This window comes from Mesorhizobium sp. 1M-11, from assembly GCF_001303895.1.
GTDB lineage: Bacteria > Pseudomonadota > Alphaproteobacteria > Rhizobiales > Rhizobiaceae > Mesorhizobium.
Genome location: NZ_LJSD01000051.1, coordinates 299,496 through 317,964 on the forward strand (window position 1 = coordinate 299,496; position 18,469 = coordinate 317,964).

Here is an 18,469-nt window from a genome sequence, read left to right on the forward strand (position 1 = left end):
GATGGCAATTGCGCATTCTCATGCTGTTTCCTGCGCTTGTTCACACAGCCAGGCGCACAGCTGCCGGGGTGCCAGTCGGGCGTCGTCCGCGCGCATCAGGGCGAAATGCCATGCCGGTCCGCTCAAGACGCAGGAGAAGGGTGCAACCAGTTGTCCCGAGGTCAGAAGCGGCCTGAACAGGGAAGGCGAAAGCAGCGCCACACCGAGCCCCGCTACGGCGGCATTGGCGTCGAGCTCATGGGTTGGATAGTCGACCGCGGCGAAGCGAAGGCCGGGCGGCGTTTTGCTTTGTGCTGCCGCAAACCATCGTTCCCAGTCGGGGTGCGGCAGGAGGTCGAAATCAGCCAGCGTCCGTGCGTCATCCAGGGTTCGGTTGCCCAGCAGGGATGGCGCCAGCATCGGTGTCACTTCGACCGGAGTGAGCCGGTACTCATCGAGCCCTGCCCAACCGCCGCGGCCTGTCCGAATCGCGACGTCAAATGCGTGCGCGTCGCGCACCTCGGCAGAAACATCGATCTCGATGCTGGATGGCACCGGGGAGACATAACGCGCGAGACGCGGAGCGAGCCAGCGTGAGGCAAAGGTTGGCGGTGCGGTCAGGCGAAGCGGCGGCATGGCGGCCTGGAAGTCGGCGAGCGCATCGGCGATGCCGGACAGCGCTTCATGGACCCTGCCGGCCAGGACAGAGGCGGCAGCCGTCGGCACGACGCGTCGGCCGATCCGTTCGAACAGCGGCTGGCCAAGCTCGGCCTCCAGGGTGCGGATACGCAGGCTGACCGCCGCCGGCGTCAGGAACAGGCGCTCGGCCGCGCGCGCGAAACTGCCTGCCGACACGCAGGCTTCAAGGACCCGCAGGGACTCCAAGGATGGCCGCATGATCAGTTTCTCTTGTGATGCAGACAAGCAATGCGCGTTTTGAAAGCGGAGAGCCTGAGCGCAATGGTGATCCAAAATAGGAGATCGATCATGTCCCTGCAATCACGGCACCTGTTCACGCTTTTCATCTCGCTTCACCCGACCCTGGATCTCGGCCAGACACCGGCCGGCGGCCGACGCATCTTCCCCGTCTCAGGCGGCCATTTTCGTGGCGAGCGTCTTCGCGGCGAGGTCTCGCCGCTGATCGGTTCCGACCTGCTTCTTGCCCGTCCGGACGGCACCTTCCAGCAGGATGTCAGGCTACTGCTTATAACGGATGACGGTGGCCTGGTGCTGATGACCTATCGTGGTGTGAGGCACGCATCCCACGAGGTCGACGAGCGGCTGCGGCGCAACGAACCCGTCGATCCGGCCGAATACTATCTGCGCACCACGCCCTATTTCGAAACCGCGGCGCCCGCTCACGAATGGCTGAACAGGATCGTCTCGGTCGCAACCGGCGGACGCTGTCCGGGCGGCGTCGAATATGAGGTCTATGAGATCCTTTGATGTGTCTCGGCTCATCCGAACATCGCGCGCCGGATACCCTACGCGTCGGAGCGACCCGATGAAAACGGCCCGGCGATATCTGCCGATAATCCTGGATTGGTTCCATCGGCAGGCAGCGAGAAGATGCAGCCGCCTGGACTTCCGCGACCTGACCGACAGGGAACTGCAGGACCTCGGCTTCCGGCGCAGCGACTTTGACGGTCAGGCCTACCCCATGCCTGCTGAAGCCCCGGCTATTTCGCGCGCAGCTGCGCGTCGTAGGCGCTATCCAGAGTGTCCATCATCGACTGGAGCGCCTTGTCGACATCGACCGCGGTCGGCCTGATCTGAAGCTGCAAGGCGGCCCGCCGCAGCAGGATCGCAATGTCGTGCGGCTCGAGGTCGGCGAGATTGTCCGCCGCCCGCTCGAGTTCCCCGATCAACCACTCGTCATTGCCCGAGCCCATGCTTCCCCGCGGAGCGCTGCCTGACGGCTCTTCCTTAGCACGATCGGGGGGCCAAGAAAATCGGCGGAGCGGTGGCTTGGAACGTTGCGGGCCAAATGCGCCTCCTCCAAATGGGGGTGGTCAAAACAACCAAAAGCAGTCAAGATCAGACACGGGCAAGTTGCAGCGAAGGGGCGCTGCTTGATGAGGGCTGTTGTCGACTACGACGAGGCGCGCGTCGTTGCGATCACGCGCGATGTTTCCGAAGCCATCGACCGGGCGGCTTTCGATGATGGTGACTGGAACGATGTTCCCACAGCCTTGGCACAGGCCTTTCCCGGCTCGTTCGGTGCTTTCTGGAACATCAACTATCGCCAGACAGACCTGAGCTTCCTGGCGACGCACAACATCGCTCCCGATTTCCTCAAATCCTATGCGGAGCACTTTGCCTTCATCAATCCCTGGACAGCCTATTGGGAAAACATCCGCAACGGCACGGTGGCTGCCTCGGAAGTCGTGGCGCCGGCCCGCTCCTTCGACCGCACCGAATTCTACAACGACTGGCTGAAGCCGCAGAAGGATGTCGAGGCGGCCGCGGGCCTGAAGCTCGTCGGCGGCCAGGGCGAGATCGTCACATTCCTGATGCACTATCCCCTGTCCAAGTCGGATCTCTATGAAGCCGCCGCCGTCGAGGTGCTGAACCGCGTCAGAGGCAGCGTGGACCGGTCGATCTCGCTGGCCCGGCTGCTCAGGAAACGGTCCGAAATGGCCTTGTCGGGTGCGGCGCTGCTGGAGAGGCCGCGATGCGCCGCCTTCGTGACGGACACCAATCGTGCGGTGCGCGATGCCAACGCCCTGGCAGCCGAACTGTTCTCCAGGGGCAGCCCGATTTCGGCGCTTCGGGGCCGCGTCTCGCTTTCCGACAAGGAGGCCGATGCGCGCTTCGGACAGATGCTGCGCGCAATCGGGAACGCTGCCGAAAGCGGGCATTCGGTCGTTGCCTTCCGGGATGCCGGCAGCGCCTGGGAAGTGGTGCTGGCACCGCTGCACGCCGGCGTAGAGACAAGCGGCATCCTCACTCTGCTGCCGCCACGGCGGCTGGTGCTGGTCCTGGTGACAGAACTCAAGCCCGCCGCGCAGGAGGTGCCGGAGCTGTCCAATCTCGCGCCGCTGTTCGGGCTGACCAAGGCGGAGATCGCCTTCTGCCGGAAGCTGCTGGCCGGCGAAAGCGTGAGCGAAATCGCCGACGGCCAGAAGCTCTCGGTCGAGACGGCCAGGACTAGGATGAAATCGATCCTGCACAAGACGGACTCGCCGCGCCAAAGCCACCTGATGCTCCTGTTGTCGCGCTTCAGCTAGCCGTTTGCCTGCTTCGCATATCCGATAACGACCAGAGCGGCGTGCAATCGGAAGGACGCGCTGTGTCCGGCTCGGAATGGCACGCGCGCAACCGCGCCGCGAGAGCCGAAAGGCAAGCATAAATCGATCCTGAAAACATGCCTTCCGTTAGGTAATGCTGCGTCGATTGAGACTCCTTCGGGGCCATTATTTACCTGCCGCAACCATAATAAAACATACCCATTATTATTACTAATTTCTAATATTATAATACTTGTAATACTGTATAAATTGTTCCCAATACTTGTTGCGCCCGCAAAATCTGCTGTCTACAACCGATTCGGTATTACCCCAGGTTGCAAGAGGCGCGCATGCGGCAGGCTCGATATGGCTTCATCCGGTCAACGACCTTCCTGAGTGGCCTTGCCGGACTGTCATCGGGTCTTCTGCTTTTACCGACCAGCGCCCTGGCCAACTGCACGACCACGGGCGGCGTCACGACTTGCGACGCATCGAGCCCCAACCCCTATACGAGCCGCATCGGCACCGGCCAGGCCGACAACAGCCGGACCGTGACGGTGGGCAGCGGCGCGACGGTCAGCACGACCAACAACAATGCCATCAGCCTCGGCGACGGCGCCGTCATCACAGTCGACGGAACGGTGCGCGCCAACTCCACCAGCGGCGCGGGCACGGCCGGCACCGGCAACAACACGGTCGAATTCAAGAGCAACAGCACGCTGACGATCAATGCCGGCGGCAGCATCATCGCATCGGGCACGTCCGGCAATTCGGAAGCGATCAACCCGACCGGTTTCGGCAACACCATCCTGAATTACGGGCTGATCCAGGCCACCAACAGCGCCGCCATCTGGTTCGAGGACCGCGTCACGGGCGCGAAGAACGTCGTCGACAATTACGGCACCATCGAAAAGGTCGGCGGCGGCAATGTGATGGGCAGCAGCGGCAGCTCCGGCATCACCTTCTACAACCGCACCGGGGCGAAGATCCTCGGCAATCTGAGCTTCAGCGGCGGCAATGACGATCTCATCTTCGAAGCGGCCTCGACGGCTTCCGGCGCCATCAACGGCGGCGGCGGAACCAACAACCTGACACTGCAGGGAGCGGCCGGCTCGAACGACACGCTGCCCGGCAGCATCACCAACTTCACCACCCTGACCAAGGACGGACAGGGTCAATGGACCGTCTCGGGCAGCCTCAGCGGCTTCACCATCGTCACGGTCAAGAACGGGGTGCTGGCGCTCACCGGCAACAATGCCGGCTATACCGGCAATCTCATCGTCGATCCGACCGGCATATTGGAGACGCGCGCGCAGAGCCTGCCGACGAAGACGCCGGCCTCGGCCAACGTCAACAACGTCCAGAACAACGGCCTGGTGCGCTTCACGCAAGGCGACGACGGCAGCTATACCGGGCAGATCACCGGTTCGGGGTCGGTGGTCAAGCTGGGAGCCGGCGTGCTGACGCTGACGCCGGCAGCTCCTGCCGGAAACACCTTCCTCGGCGGCCTGTCGATCAACCAGGGAACCGTGGCCGCGGCAGCCGACAATGCGCTCGGCGGCGCCACGGGCGCGCTGACCTTCAATGGCGGCACGCTGCGCCTCAACAGCAGCTTCGACCTCGCCGGCAGCCGCGCCGTCACGCTCAATTCGGCCGGCGGCACCATCGACACGCAAGGTTTCCAGTCCACGATCGGCCAGGGCATCACCGGTTCCGGCGCGCTCACCAAGGCCGGTTCCGGCACGCTGGTGCTCAACGGCGCCAACAGCTATGCCGGCGGCACGGTGATCAATGGCGGCACGGTCCGGGTTTCCAGCGACGGCAATCTCGGCGCGGCGTCCGGAGGCGTCACCTTCAACGGCGGAACGCTGCAGCTCAACAGCAGCTTCGATCTCAATGGCGGCCGTGCCCTCACCCTCAATGCGGCCGGCGGCACCATCGACACGCAGGGCTTCCAGTCGACGGTCAGCCAGGGCATCACCGGCGCCGGCGCGCTGACCAAGGCAGGCAGCGGCACGCTCACGCTGACCGGCGCCAGCAGCTATGGCGGCGGCACGACGATTGCCGGCGGCACGCTGCAGCTCGGCAATGGCGGCACCTCCGGCTCGATCACCGGGAATGTGGCGAACAATGGCACGCTCACCTTCAACCGCTCCGATGCGGTCAGCTTCGGCGGACTGATTTCGGGAACGGGTGCAGTCCAGCAGATCGGTTCCGGGATCACGACACTCACCGGCGCCAACAGCTATACAGGCCCGACAACGGTCGGCGCCGGCACGCTGATCGTCAACGGCAACCAGGCTGCCGCGACGGGCGACACAAACGTCAATGCCGGTGCCACCATCGGCGGCACCGGCACCATCGGCGGCAGCATGACGGTTGCGAACGGCGGCACGCTTGCCCCGGGCAATGTCGGCACGACGCCGGGAACGCTCACCGTCAACGGCGCGCTCGCGCTCAACGACACCACGAACCTCAACTACAATTTCGGCCAGGCCAATGTGGCGGGCGGGCCCTTCAACGACCTCACCAATGTCGCCGGCAGCCTCACCCTCGACGGCAAGCTCAACGTCAACCTGACACCGGGCGGTTCCTTCGATCCGGGCGTCTACCGCATCATCAACTATGGCGGCGCGCTGCAGAACAACACGCTGGATATCGCGAGCCTGCCGCCCGGCACGCCGCCGAACACCTTCTTCGTGCAGACCTCGGTCGCAAACCAGGTGAACCTCGTCAACACCGCCGGCCTGCAGCTCACCTTCTGGGATGTCGGCCCGAAGAACAATGGCGCGGTCAATGGCGGCACCGGCACCTGGCAGAACGCGGGCGCGGCGGACAACTGGGCCGACCAATCCGGCGCGGTCAACGCCCCCTGGGCCGACAGCGGCTTCGCCATCTTCATGGCGACGCCAGGCACGGTGACGGTCGACAACGGCAATGGCGCGGTGCGCGCGGCCGGCATGCAGTTCGCCAGCGACGGCTATGTGATCCAGGGCGGCACGCTGACACTGGTCGGCGCACCGGCTTCGATCGTCAAGGTCGGCGACGGCACGGCGGCGGGCGCCGGCTATACGGCAACGATCAATTCCGTGCTCGCCGGCACGACGCAACTGGTCAAGACCGATCTCGGCACGCTGGTGCTCAATGGCGCCAACACCTACACCGGCGGCACCGCCATCAATGGCGGCACGCTGCAGGTATCGAGCGACGGCAATCTCGGCGCGGCGGCCGGCGGGCTGACGATCGACGGCGGCACGCTGCGGCTCGGCGCCAGCTTCAACCTCAATGCCGGCCGCGCCGTCACGCTCAACGCAGGCGGCGGCACCGTCGACACGCAAGGTTTCCAGACCACGGTCAGCCAGGGTATCACCGGCGCCGGGGCTCTCACCAAGACGGGAACCGGCACGCTGACACTGACCGGAGCCAACGCCTATACCGGCGGCACGACGATTTCAGCCGGCACGCTTCAGCTCGGCGATGGCGGCACCTCCGGCTCCATTACCGGCGACGTCACCAACAACGGCACGCTCGCCTTCAACCGCTCCGACACAGCAACCTTTGCCGGTGTGATTTCCGGCAGCGGCGCCGTCCAGCAGAACGGCACCGGCACGACGGTGCTGACCGCCGCCAACAGCTACACGGGCGGCACCACGATCAACGCCGGCACGCTGCAGCTCGGCAATGGCGGCACCTCCGGCTCGATCACCGGCGATGTGACGAACAACAGCATGCTGGCCTTCAACCGCTCCGACGCCATCACCTTCGGCGGGCTGATTTCGGGAACGGGTGCCGTCCAGCAGATCGGTTCCGGCGTGACCACGCTGACCGGCGCCAACAGCTATAGCGGCACGACGACCGTCGGCGCGGGCACGCTCATCGTCAACGGCAACCAGACTGCCGCGACGGGTGCGACCACCGTGAATTCCGGCGCCACCATCGGCGGCACCGGCACGATCGGCGGCGGCGTGACGATCGCGGATGGCGGCACGCTCTCGCCCGGCGACGTCGGCGCGACGCCCGGCACCCTCACCATCAACGGCGCGCTCGCCCTCAACGACAGTTCGAACCTGGATTACAGTTTCGGTCAGGCCAATGTGGTGGGTGGCGCCTTCAACGACCTGACCACGGTCGGCGGCGACCTCACCCTCGACGGCAAGCTCAACGTCAATCTGACGCCGGGCGGCTCCTTCGATCCCGGCATCTACCGGGTGATCAGCTACGCCGGCACGCTGACCAACAACACGCTGGACATCGCCAGCCTGCCGCCCGGCACGCCGCCGAACACCTTCTTCGTGCAGACCTCGGTCGCGAACCAGGTAAACCTCGTCAACACCGCCGGCCTCAACCTTACCTTCTGGGATGGCGATGCCGGTCCGAAGAATGACGGTGCGGTCAATGGCGGCAACGGCACCTGGCAGAATGCCGGCGCATCGGACAACTGGACCGATCAGACGGGCACGCCCAACGCGGCATGGGCCGACGGCGGCTTCGCCGTCTTCATGGCGACGCCCGGCACGGTGACGGTCGACAACGGCAATGGCGCGGTGCGGACCGTCGGCATGCAGTTCGCCAGCGACGGCTATGTCGTCCAGGGCGACACGCTGACCCTGGCCGGCGCGCCATCTTCGACCATCCGCGTCGGCGACGGCACCGCGGCAGGCGCCGGCTACACGGCCACGATCGATGCCGTGCTTGGCGGAACCAGCCAGCTCGTCAAGAGCGACCTCGGTACGCTGGTCCTCAACGGTGCCAACAGCTACACCGGCGGCACCGCCATCAATGGCGGTACCGTGCAGGCGTCGAGCGACGGCAATCTCGGCGCCGCTTCCGGCGCCCTCGCCTTCAACGGCGGCACGCTGCGCCTCGGCGCGAGCTTCGATGTCGGTGCGGCCCGTGCCGTCACGCTCGATGCTGGCGGCGGCACCATCGACACGCAAGGCTTCCAGTCAACGCTCAGCCAGGGCATCACCGGCGCCGGCGCGCTCACCAAGACGGGAACCGGCACATTGACACTGACCGGCGCCGGCACCTATGGCGGCGGCACCACGATCAACGCCGGCACCCTGCAGCTCGGCAATGGCGGCACCTCCGGGTCCATCGTCGGCGATGTCGCCAACGAGGGCGTCCTGGCCTTCGACCGTTCCGACACGCTCACGCTCGCGGGGGTGATCTCCGGCAGCGGCGCGGTGCAGCAGAACGGCACCGGCACCACCATGCTGACCGGGACCAACAGCTACACCGGCGGCACCACGATCAACGCCGGCACCCTGCAGCTCGGCAATGGCGGCACGTCAGGTTCGATCACCGGCGATGTCATCAACAACGGCGTGCTCGCTTTCAACCGTTCGGACGCCTTCAGCTTCTCCCACGGCATTTCCGGATCGGGTGGCGTGAACCAGATCGGCTCCGGCGTGACGACGCTGACCGGCGCCTCCACCTATAGCGGACCGACCACCGTCGCCAACGGCACGCTGGCACCCGGTGCCGCCGATATCTTCAGCCCGATCTCCGCCTTCTCGGTGCTTTCGGGCGGCACGCTGGCGCTCAATGATTTCGACCAGACGCTGGCTTCGCTTGCCAATGCCGGCCTGGTCGATCTCGGCAGCGGCAAGCCGGGGACGACGCTCACCGTTTCCGGCGCCTATGCCGGCAATGGCGGCACGGTCCAGCTTGCCACCGCTCTCGGCGGCGACAACTCTCCAACCGACAAGCTCGTGATCAATGGCGACACGGCCGGCTCCAGCCTGCTGAAGGTCGTCAATACGGGCGGCATCGGCGCGCCGACGGCGCAGGGCATCAAGGTGATCCAGGTGGATGGCGCTTCGGCCGGCGCGTTCTCGCTGGTCGGCGATTTCACCTTCAAGGGCGACCCGTCGATCGTCGCCGGCGCCTATGCCTACCGCCTGTTCCAGGGCGGCGTTTCGACGCCGGCGGATGGCGACTGGTACCTGCGCTCGCAGCTGAAGACACCGCTGGAACCGGATACCGAGCCCGAACCGCAATACAATCCGGGCGTTCCCCTCTATGAGGTCTTTCCGCAGCATCTGCTCGCCATGAACGGCCTGCCGACCCTGCAGCAGCGTACGGGCAACCGCTACTGGAGCGGAGCCGGCGCCAATGTGGTGGCCGAGGGCGCCGACGCGCCTGCCGAGAACCCGGCGCCGGACGGCGTCACGCCAACCTCGCAGGAGGGTCGCGGCATCTGGGGCCGGATCGAGGGCGCGCACAACAGCATCGATCCCGCCTTCTCGAGCAGCGGCACCACTTACGACCAGAACATCTTCCGCCTGCAGAGCGGCCTGGACCTGCTGCTGACAGAGAACGAGGCGGGCCGCCTGCTCGGCGGCATCGCCATGCACTATGTGCACGGCAAGACCGATGTGACGGCCCCCAGTGGCGACGGCAGCATTTCGAGCGATGGCTACGGTCTTGCCGGCACGCTGACCTGGTACGGCAATGACGGGCTCTATGTCGACGGCCAGGCACAGCTGACCTGGTACGACAGCGACCTGGCATCGAGCACAGCCGGCCGCTCGCTGGTGTCGGGCAACGACGGCTTCGGCTACGCGCTGTCCGTGGAAACCGGCAAGCGCTTCGTGGTCGGCGAAGGGCTGACGCTGACGCCGCAGGCGCAACTGGCCTACTCGCGCATCAAGTTTGACAGTTTCGTCGATCCGTTCGGCGCCGGCGTTGCGATCGAGGACGGCGACAGCCTGCTTGGCCGGCTCGGCGTCTCGCTGGACCGGGAAAATTCCTGGACCGCCGACGACGGCACGCTGACCCGCAGCCATCTCTATGGCCTGGCCAATCTGCGCTACGAATTCCTGCAAGGCACCCGCGTGGATGTCGCCACCGTCAATTTCGCCAACAGGACCGACCGGTTCTGGGGCGAGGTCGGTGTCGGTGGCTCCTACAACTGGAACGACGATAAATATTCGGTCTATGGCGAGGGCTCTGTCGCCACCAGCCTGTCCAACTTCGGCGACAGCAACGCGATCAAGGGAACGCTGGGCTTCAGGGTGAAGTGGTAGGCAGGCGAGCGATGCGGAGACCAGCCGGCTTCCCGGAAACAGCCTCTCACTTCATGACGGACGGGATGGCGGTTTCGGGTCGCCGTCCAGGCCGCTTTTCATGTGAGGCCGGCCGGCATCTTGATTAAACCGCAATCGCCCTCCATATAGCGGCGGTAAGCGCGTCCCCGTCAGAGGTTGATGCGTTTTCCCTTCCACCTTCGTCCGACCACGGATGTACTGGCGAGTTGATCGTTGAAGGGACCTCTCGAAAGAGGCAGCAGAGCCGTTGGGCGATATCCCCAGCGGCTTTTTTGTTGTGGTGACCTTGACTTAAGGCATCGCCGTAACCGGCAACGGCACAGGATCATTACGGTCCTGGCGCCCGTTACCTTCTGTTCGAAAGCGTAGGTGCAGCGATGGAAAAACAAAAGTTCGACCCGCCGGTGACAGTTCTCGCTGGTCCATCCGGCGGCCAGGAGACAATCAGCGACGCGACCGCCTGCCTGGATTTCGTGCTTAAAAGATGGCCCGGCAAGCGCAGCGACAAGCACCGTGCCGCGCTGCAGGCCTGTTCAGACGCCGACAGCGGCCGCCGGCCAGCTTCCTTTGCCCGCAAGGCTTTCATTGCCGCGGCGCGAGAAGCTGGCATCCTGGTGACATCTTAAGAGCAATTCCAGGAAAAGTGCGTAGCGGTTTTCCGTCCGGAATTGCGTAAACACAAAGAGCTGGAGCGTATCCGGCAAAAGCGGAGACGCTCCAGGAGCGATCGCCCGACCTGAAATACCTGCTTTCGATGTTGATGATATCGCCGCGGTTCCTGATTCCATCTGCGCGTGGTCCGTCGTCATCGAGGTCCCGAGGTCGGTCGGGCCTCATTCACGCTTTGTCTCGGGTTCCTGCGATTCTTCCTGCTCCGCCGGCGAATCCTTGCCCTTTGCGGCCTTCGCCGCGAGCTTGGCCTCCTTCTTCTCCGCCTTCGCCTTGTCGCGCTGGCTGCGTTCGTATCGATAGTTAGGCTTCATCGCCATTCCGCTTTCTCCGTTTGCCGGCATCGTACGCTTCATCGCGCGAAATGCTACCGCTCGCGCAGATATGGAGTGGCGGACGAAGAAGGCCTCGTCCCGTCAGGGGGTGAAAAGGCGTTGGCAAGACTTGTCTGCGTCGAGCATTTTCCGGCTCAATCCTGCGCGTTCGAATCCAAGAGATCGTACGCTCCAGTCCAACACAGCCACCGGGCGATACGCCTAATCTGTGCGTCGCAGGGGCAAGCCGGCCGCATAAAAAGAGCCGCAGACAAACTCACCGCAGCCAGCTTCAGCCTCTGCACCAGGCCCCATCGGGGAGCTTGGTTTGCCACGCTTCAGGGAGAGGAGGCACAAATGGCTGGCTCTGTGAGCACCGAAGACAACACTGAAAATCTGGATTTCTCGACACGGCCCGTACCGCCCGAACACCGCATGTCGAAGGGATCGCTGACGATGGCCTGGTGGGCGGTATCGAGCGCCGTGTTCTACTTCGTCGTCGCGGCGGCGCTTGCGCAGGGCTTCGGCGCCAGGAACGCCATCATCGGCATGCTGCTGTCCGTCGTCGTGTACAGCGTCGTCAATTTCGTCATTTCCCGCTTCGCGATCAGGACCGGGCTTTCCGTCGCGCTGTTCTCGCGCATCCTGTTCGGCAATGCCGGGGCCGCACTTGCCACGCTGATCTTCTTCGTGACGGCGATCTACTATGCCGTGTTCGAGGGATCGGTCATCGCGGTCGGCATCCAGACCGTGCTGCCCGGCATCAGCTATGAATGGGCGGCACTCATCGTGGTGCTCTACAGCGTGCCGATGATCCTCGGCTCGATCCAGCACTGGCTGGACAAGCTCAACGGCGTGCTGCTGCCGCTCTACCTGCTGGGCCTCGTGGCGGCCGTGGTGATGGCGATCGCCGAATATGGCTATTCCAACGCCTGGCTGTCGGTCGGACCGGCAGGCGGCGCCCCCGCCGACGGCTGGTGGCACTGCTTCGTCTACTTCATGGGGGTGTGGATCCTCATGATGTACACCTTCGACTATTCGCGCTTCGGCCGCGAAGAGGACATCGACTACCACTCCCGGATCAATTTCGGCATGCCGTTCTACCTGATGGCGCTGATCGTCAACGGGCTGTTCGGCATCTTCCTGGTCGGTACCGTGCCGATGAACGGTCCCCTGTCCGAAGTGTCGGTCCTGCTCGCTTTGCTGAAGCTGATGGGCATCGCCGGGCTGCTGTTCGTCTGGGTCACGCAGACACGCATCAACAGCGCCAACTTCTACCTCGCCACCGTCAACATGGAGACGTTCTTCGCGCAGCTGACCGGAAGGCGGGTCGGCAAGATCGTCTGGGCGATCGTCGTCGGCGCCATCGTCTATGCACTGATGCTGGCGGATGTCTTTGCCTATCTGCTCCAGGCGCTCGCCTATCAGGGCATCTTCGTCGTCGCCTGGGTGGCGATCGCGCTGACCCACATCCTGTCCTCGCGCTACGACAGGCTGTTCGGCGGCGTGCTCGAATACCGCAGCGACCATATCCCGGCCTTCAACCCCTGCGGCATCTCCGCATGGTTCGGCGCCGCCGCCATCGGCCTCGCCCTGCAGCAGATGGGTGGGCTGACCGCCAGCTTCTCGGCCCCAGCCACCGCTCTCGTCGCCGCCACCATCTATGGCGGGTTGCTGACGCGGGCCAAGCCCGGCTGGTTCGTCAAGGGCGCTGCCTGACCTTCGGGTCAGGCACCCTTTCTTCCTTTTGAAATCGCCTACGGAGTCCTTTGCCCATGACCTACCGCATTTCCGTCGACACCGGCGGGACCTTCACCGACGTCGTGGTCAGCGACAGTGCCGGCACCTTCACCATCGGCAAATCGCTGACCACGCCCAACCGCATCTTCGAAGGCATGCGCAGCGCCATCGCGCATGCGGCGGAGCATCTGGGCGTCGCGCTCGAAGATCTGCTGCGTGAGACCTCGCTCCTGATCTACGGCACCACGCGGGCAACCAACGCCATCGTCACCAAGAGCGCGGCCAGGACCGCGCTTCTCACCACGGCGGGTTTCCCCGACGTGCTGGTGCTGAAGGAAGGCGGCAAGTTCAATCCGCATGATTTCTCGCAGGACTATCCGCATCCCTATATTCCGCGCCGGCACACGTTCGAGATCGAGGAACGCATCGATTCCGAAGGTCAGACGGTCATCCCGCTCAACGTGGCCGAAGCCCGCAAGACGATCGCGGGGCTCGGCGAACAGGGTTTCGAGGCCATCGCCGTCTGCTTCCTGTGGTCGATCGCGAACCCCGCCCATGAGCTGCAGGTCGGCAGCCTGATCGAGGAGGTGTTGCCGGGCGTGCCCTACACGCTGTCGCATCAGCTGATCCCGGTGGTGCGCGAATACCGCCGGGCGTCGGCGACCGCGATCGACGCTTCGCTGAAGCCGCTGATGCAGGCGCATCTGCGCGACCTCGAGAACGACCTGCGCCTGGCCGGTTATCAGGGCGAGATCCTGGTCAGCACCGCGGCCGGCGGCTGCTCCAGCATCGACGGCCTGATCGAGAAACCGATCTATACGGTGGGTTCAGGCCCGGCCATGGCGCCGGTCGCGGCGATCAACTACTCGCGCCTGGAACGGATGGGCGAGGATGTGATCGTCTGCGACACCGGCGGTACGACCTTCGATGTCGGGGTGGTGCGTGACGGCCACCTGACCTTCAGCCGCGATACCTGGCTCGGCCCGCGCTACACCGGCGACCTGCTCGGCATCTCCGCCGTCGACATGCGCTCGATCGGCGCCGGCGGCGGCTCCATCGCCTGGATCGACGATGGCGGGCTGATGCGCGTCGGGCCGATGTCGGCGGGCTCGGTGCCTGGTCCGGCCTGCTATGGGCAGGGCGGCACCAGGCCGACGGTTTCCGACGCGGCGGTGGTGCTCGGCTATTTCGATCCGGACTATTTCCTGGGCGGTCGCATGCAGCTCGACGTCGAGGCGGCGCGCCGCGCCGTCAACGAGGTGGCGGTCCAGATCGGCCTGTCGGTCGAGGAAACCGCCTTCCGCATCCTGAGCCTCGCCAGCGACCTGATGGTGCGCGCCATCGGCGACGTCACCATCAATGAAGGCGTCAATCCGCGCGAAAGCACCATCGTTGCCGGTGGCGGCGCCGCGGGCGTCAACATCATGCTGATCGCCAAGGAGCTCGGCTGCCGCAATGTCGTGCTGCCCAACAGCGCTTCCGCGCTTTCGGCCGCCGGCATGCAGTTCGCGCACATCGTGGCGGAAGAGGCACAAAGCCTGGTGATGCCGTCGAACCGCTTCGACAGCGAGCGCGTCAACGAGGTGCTGGACAGGCTCGACGAGAAGCTGCACGCCTTCCGGCGCCGGCTCCCCGGACGTGGCGATGCCTATACGATCGAGCGCTTCGGCGAGGCCCGCTATCTCGGCCAGATCTGGGAGCTCGACACGCCGCTGGCGACCGAACGCTTCGCCGGCAACGGCGATGTGCCGGCCTATCTCGATGCCTTCCACGACGTGCATGAGCGGGTCTTCGCGGTGCGCGACGCCAACAGTCCGATCGAGACGGTGAGCTGGAAGGCGCGCCTGATGGTGGCCCTGTCGGAGCCGCTAAAGCCCTCGCCGCCGGCGGAAGTCCGCGCGGCGAAGGCGAGCGCCACCAACCGGCCCTGCTTCTTCGGCGACAGCACGCCTGCCGAGGTTCCGATCTTCAAGGCCGAGGATCTTGTCCGCGGCAGCCGTATCGAGGGCCCTGCCATCATCGAGGAAACGACGACGACGCTGGTCGTCTATCCGGAGATGGCCGTCTCGATCAGCGGCAACGGCCACTACCTGCTCGAGATCGCCTGAAACCTGATCCCGCAGGATCAAGCGACGCTCGCGTTTTCCATTTGAGGACCATGCCATGACCAACACTACCGAAGCCGATTTCGATCCCTACATGACGGCGATCATCGCCAACCGCATCGACGGCATCATCCGCGAGATGACCAACACCTTGCTGCGCGCCGCGCGTTCGGGCGTCATCAACGGTGCCCGCGATTTCAGCTGCTCGATCTGCACCGGCGACAACCGGCTGCTTGCGTCCGCCGAAGGCCTGCCGATCCACATCTTCGGCAGCCACATGCAGACCAAGGCGATGTGCGATTTCGCCGGCGACGAACTGCGCGAAGGCGACTGCTACCTGCACAACGACCCCTATTCGGGCAACACCCATGCCGGCGACCACACCTATCTGGTGCCGGTATTCGTCGACGGCGAGCACCTGTTCACCGCCGTCGCCAAGGCTCACCAGGCCGATATCGGCAACGCGCTGCCCACCACCTACATGGCCGGCGCCAAGGACCAGTATGCTGAAGGGGCGTTGATCTTCCCGGCCGTGCGCATCCAGAAAGACTATCAGATGGTCGAGGATGTGGTCAGGATGTGCCGCTCGCGCATCCGCGTCCCCGACCAATGGTATGGCGATTTCCTCGCCGGCATCGGCTCGGCGCGCATTGCCGAGCGGCGGCTGAAGGAGCTCTGCGCCAAATACGGCAAGGACCAGATCAAGGCGTTCGTGCGCCACTGGTTCGCCTATTCCGAACAGCGCATGGTCCAGGCGATCCGCAACCTGCCGCGCGTGACGCTGCGCAATTCCGGCGCCCATGACCCCTTCGGCGACCTTTTGCCGGACGGCATCCCGCTGAACGTCTCCATCGACATCGATCCCGACGAAGCGATGATCGAGATCGACCTCACCGACAATGTCGACAATGTCGAATGCGGCTTCAACGAAAGCGAGGCGTGTACCTCGGCGTCGACGATCACCGGCATCTTCAACGCGCTGGACACCTCGGTGCCGCGCAATTCCGGCTCGTTCCGCCGCATCCGCCTGAGGCTGCGCGATGGCTGTGTGGCCGGGCGTCCGCAATTCCCGCACAGCTGCTCGGTGGCGACGACCAACATCGCCGACCGGCTGGTGAACATCGTGCAATCGGCCTTTGCCGAACTCGGCGACGGCTGGGGGCTTGCCGAGGGCGGGCTGGGCATGGGCGCGGGCTGCGCCGTGGTCTCGGGAAAGGATCACCGGGTCGACAATGCGGCCTATGTCAACCAGCTGTTCCTGGCCAATGCCGGCGGCCCGGGCTCGCCGCTCGCCGACGGCTGGATCACCTACGGCCTGCCGGTCGCCGCCGGGCTGATGTACCGGGATTCCGTCGAGATCGACGAACTCAAGCATCCGATCGCCATCCGCTTCCTGCGCCTGATGCCGGGCACCGGCGGGGCCGGAAAATATCGCGGCGCGCCGGCCATGGAGGTTGCCTATGGTCCGAAGGAACGGCCCATGGAAGTGATCTGGCCCTGCGATGGAACGGTCTATGCGCCGAAGGGGGTTCGCGGCGGCCATGACGGCCTGCGCTGCCAACACTGGAAGGTCGGCGCCAACGGCCAGGAAGAGGAACTGCCCAACATCGCCGTGCTCACCGTGCGCAAGGACGAATACGTCAAGGGCAACCAGGCCGGCGGCGGCGGTTACGGCGATCCGCTGGAGCGCGATCCGAGGCGCGTGCTGACCGACGTGCTCGAACGCTACGAAACCCGCGACCGCGCCCGCGATATCTATGGCGTGGTGTTCTCGGGCGCGGATGCGGAGGCGATGAAGGTCGACGATGCAGCGACACGGGCGCGGAGGTCGGAGCTGCGTTCAAAACGCGCCGCGTGACGTTCCTTGCCCCCATGGAATGGGCAGGGCTGTCGCATCGGCCGAGGTTCCTTCTCCGACGTTCCGGAATGGATCCCCGACACTCTCCGGTCGCTGCGCTCCCTGCGAGGTCGAGGATGACGAGAGAATGGGCGCCTCGGCCAATCTCCAACGTTGGCGATGCTGCCAACATTCGCGATTGGCACAAGGCGTAGGAGCTCCGTCATCCTCGACCTCGTGAGCGACCGGAGGGAGCGGAGAGTGTCGGGGATCCATTCCGGAACGTCGATGATGGCACAGCGGTTCAGACCACCACATGCGGTCGCCCTGCTTTCGAACAGGATGGCCCGCTATCTGGCGTGAAGCCTGCGGTATTCGCCAGGCGACATGCCGGTTTCCTGACGAAAGACGCGGCTGAAATAGGCCGCGTCCAGGAAACCCGCCGAGTAGGAAATCTCCTCGATCGAGCGCCTGGCGAAATTGCCGCTGCTGAGCATCCGCTGCGCCTCCGCGACACGGCGGCGGCGAATGACCTCGGTCAAGGTCTCGCCTCTCGCGGCGAAGATCTTCTGGATGTAGCGCGGCGACAGGCCGAGGTCGCGGGCGATGGTGGCGCTGGTCAGGCCAGGATCGCAGACATGTTCCTCGATGAACCGCAGAATGCGCTGGCGGTGAGCGAAGCGGACCGACGTCTCGTCGGACGCGACCGTTCCGGGTACGGTCAGCGCGAGCGCGAGGAGATCGAATAGAGAGCTGCGCAGGAAGCCGGCCTGTGGATCGGACAGCGTCGTGCTGTTGCGCACGACCGACCTGAGGAAATCCTGGAACAGGCTGACCAGCGGCTGTTCCTTCGGGCATTGCAGCGCCGTCATGTCGTCGATCCAGGGAATGCGCGCCCGCACCATGTCGGCGGGCAGCCGGATGGCCGCGACGGAATTGCGGGTCGGCTGCTTGTAGACATAAGGATCGCCGGTGCCGATGAAGGCAAGATCGCCCGGCCGGACCTCGCATTCGCGCCCGCGCTGGACAAGCTGCAGGCTGGCCGATCCAGGCATCGGCATCATGAAGAAATCCTCGCCATAACGGCCGATATGGGTGGGATGCCTCTCCACCGTCATCGGGTCGCTGTGCAGAACCCCGATCCGGATGGAAGCCACATCCTGCACGGTGAGCCGCCCGACTTCGAACAGGCTGGCGGGCGTGGAAAGATCGAGCGGGTAATAATAGGCATTGAGATAGTCGCGCCATGCCGCGAGGCGCGAACCAATACGGCTGACCGAACCGACGTCGATTTTCGCCTCGGCGTCGGCATGCACCTGGCCACCGACAAACTGGTTGTTGACGAAATCGAACTCGGTCCGATCGTCCATCAACGATTGTCCACGGTTTGGTGCCCGGTCATTGCGTTCGATCTGGTGTCAAGCCTCGGCTGAGTCAGACTAGGATTGTTAGCCAGGTTTGGCAACAAAACCGGTGGGATGATCGCGCTCCTAGTGGCGTTGGCTGGTTTTTGGGGACGGATGCATCGCAATCCGTTGCCCCT

At 64.8% G+C, this 18,469-nt stretch carries 11 protein-coding genes; 7 read left to right on the forward strand and 4 right to left on the reverse strand.

Annotated features, from left to right (window positions below):
* Positions 1–18 precede the first annotated feature (18 nt).
* Positions 19–876 carry a LysR family transcriptional regulator gene (locus AO692_RS22290; protein ID WP_054312231.1) on the reverse strand — a complete coding sequence of 286 codons (858 nt, stop codon included), beginning with the start codon at positions 874–876 and terminating at the stop codon, positions 19–21.
* A gap of 90 nt (positions 877–966) precedes the next feature.
* On the opposite strand from AO692_RS22290, the gene AO692_RS22295 reads away from it, so the two are divergent.
* A complete protein-coding gene (locus tag AO692_RS22295) occupies positions 967–1,425 on the forward strand; it encodes a DUF3237 domain-containing protein (RefSeq protein ID WP_054312232.1) in 459 nt (152 codons plus the stop codon).
* Between the two features lie 233 nt (positions 1,426–1,658).
* Here AO692_RS22295 and AO692_RS33310 read toward each other — a convergent pair whose 3' ends face one another.
* Positions 1,659–1,871 carry a hypothetical protein gene (locus tag AO692_RS33310; protein WP_054312233.1) on the reverse strand — a complete coding sequence of 71 codons (213 nt, stop codon included), beginning with the start codon at positions 1,869–1,871 and terminating at the stop codon, positions 1,659–1,661.
* A gap of 183 nt (positions 1,872–2,054) precedes the next feature.
* Here AO692_RS33310 and AO692_RS22305 point away from each other — a divergent pair, with 183 nt between their 5' ends.
* From AO692_RS22305 to AO692_RS22315, 3 genes are all read left to right on the forward strand, one after another.
* On the forward strand, positions 2,055–3,209 hold the full coding sequence (locus AO692_RS22305) for a helix-turn-helix transcriptional regulator (protein ID WP_054312234.1): 1,155 nt from the start codon (positions 2,055–2,057) through the stop codon (positions 3,207–3,209).
* Between the two features lie 350 nt (positions 3,210–3,559).
* On the forward strand, positions 3,560–10,240 hold the full coding sequence (locus AO692_RS32380; RefSeq protein WP_082407494.1) for an autotransporter outer membrane beta-barrel domain-containing protein: 6,681 nt from the start codon (positions 3,560–3,562) through the stop codon (positions 10,238–10,240).
* Between the two features lie 398 nt (positions 10,241–10,638).
* The gene (locus tag AO692_RS22315; RefSeq protein ID WP_054312235.1) at positions 10,639–10,887 is read left to right on the forward strand and encodes a DUF982 domain-containing protein; all 249 of its coding nucleotides are present in this window, start codon (positions 10,639–10,641) and stop codon (positions 10,885–10,887) included.
* Positions 10,888–11,094: 207 nt separating this feature from the next.
* Here the strand turns inward: AO692_RS22315 and AO692_RS33405 are convergent, their stop codons facing one another.
* Positions 11,095–11,250 (reverse strand): hypothetical protein, encoded by a 156-nt coding sequence (locus AO692_RS33405; protein ID WP_162839670.1) that lies wholly within the window; start codon positions 11,248–11,250, stop codon positions 11,095–11,097.
* 351 nt (positions 11,251–11,601) lie between these two features.
* Here AO692_RS33405 and AO692_RS22320 point away from each other — a divergent pair, with 351 nt between their 5' ends.
* From AO692_RS22320 to AO692_RS22330, 3 genes are read left to right on the forward strand one after another with little or no spacing between them, the layout of a single operon-like run.
* The gene (locus tag AO692_RS22320) at positions 11,602–12,963 is read left to right on the forward strand and encodes a hypothetical protein (RefSeq protein WP_054312236.1); all 1,362 of its coding nucleotides are present in this window, start codon (positions 11,602–11,604) and stop codon (positions 12,961–12,963) included.
* A gap of 56 nt (positions 12,964–13,019) precedes the next feature.
* Entirely contained in the window at positions 13,020–15,092 is a 2,073-nt protein-coding gene (locus AO692_RS22325; RefSeq protein WP_054312237.1) for a hydantoinase/oxoprolinase family protein, read from the forward strand.
* Between the two features lie 55 nt (positions 15,093–15,147).
* Complete coding sequence (locus tag AO692_RS22330) at positions 15,148–16,947, forward strand: hydantoinase B/oxoprolinase family protein (protein WP_054312238.1); 1,800 nt, start codon at positions 15,148–15,150, stop codon at positions 16,945–16,947.
* 329 nt (positions 16,948–17,276) lie between these two features.
* Here the strand turns inward: AO692_RS22330 and AO692_RS22335 are convergent, their stop codons facing one another.
* The gene (locus AO692_RS22335) at positions 17,277–18,296 is read right to left on the reverse strand and encodes a helix-turn-helix domain-containing protein (protein ID WP_054312239.1); all 1,020 of its coding nucleotides are present in this window, start codon (positions 18,294–18,296) and stop codon (positions 17,277–17,279) included.
* Between the last annotated feature and the right edge of the window lie 173 nt (positions 18,297–18,469).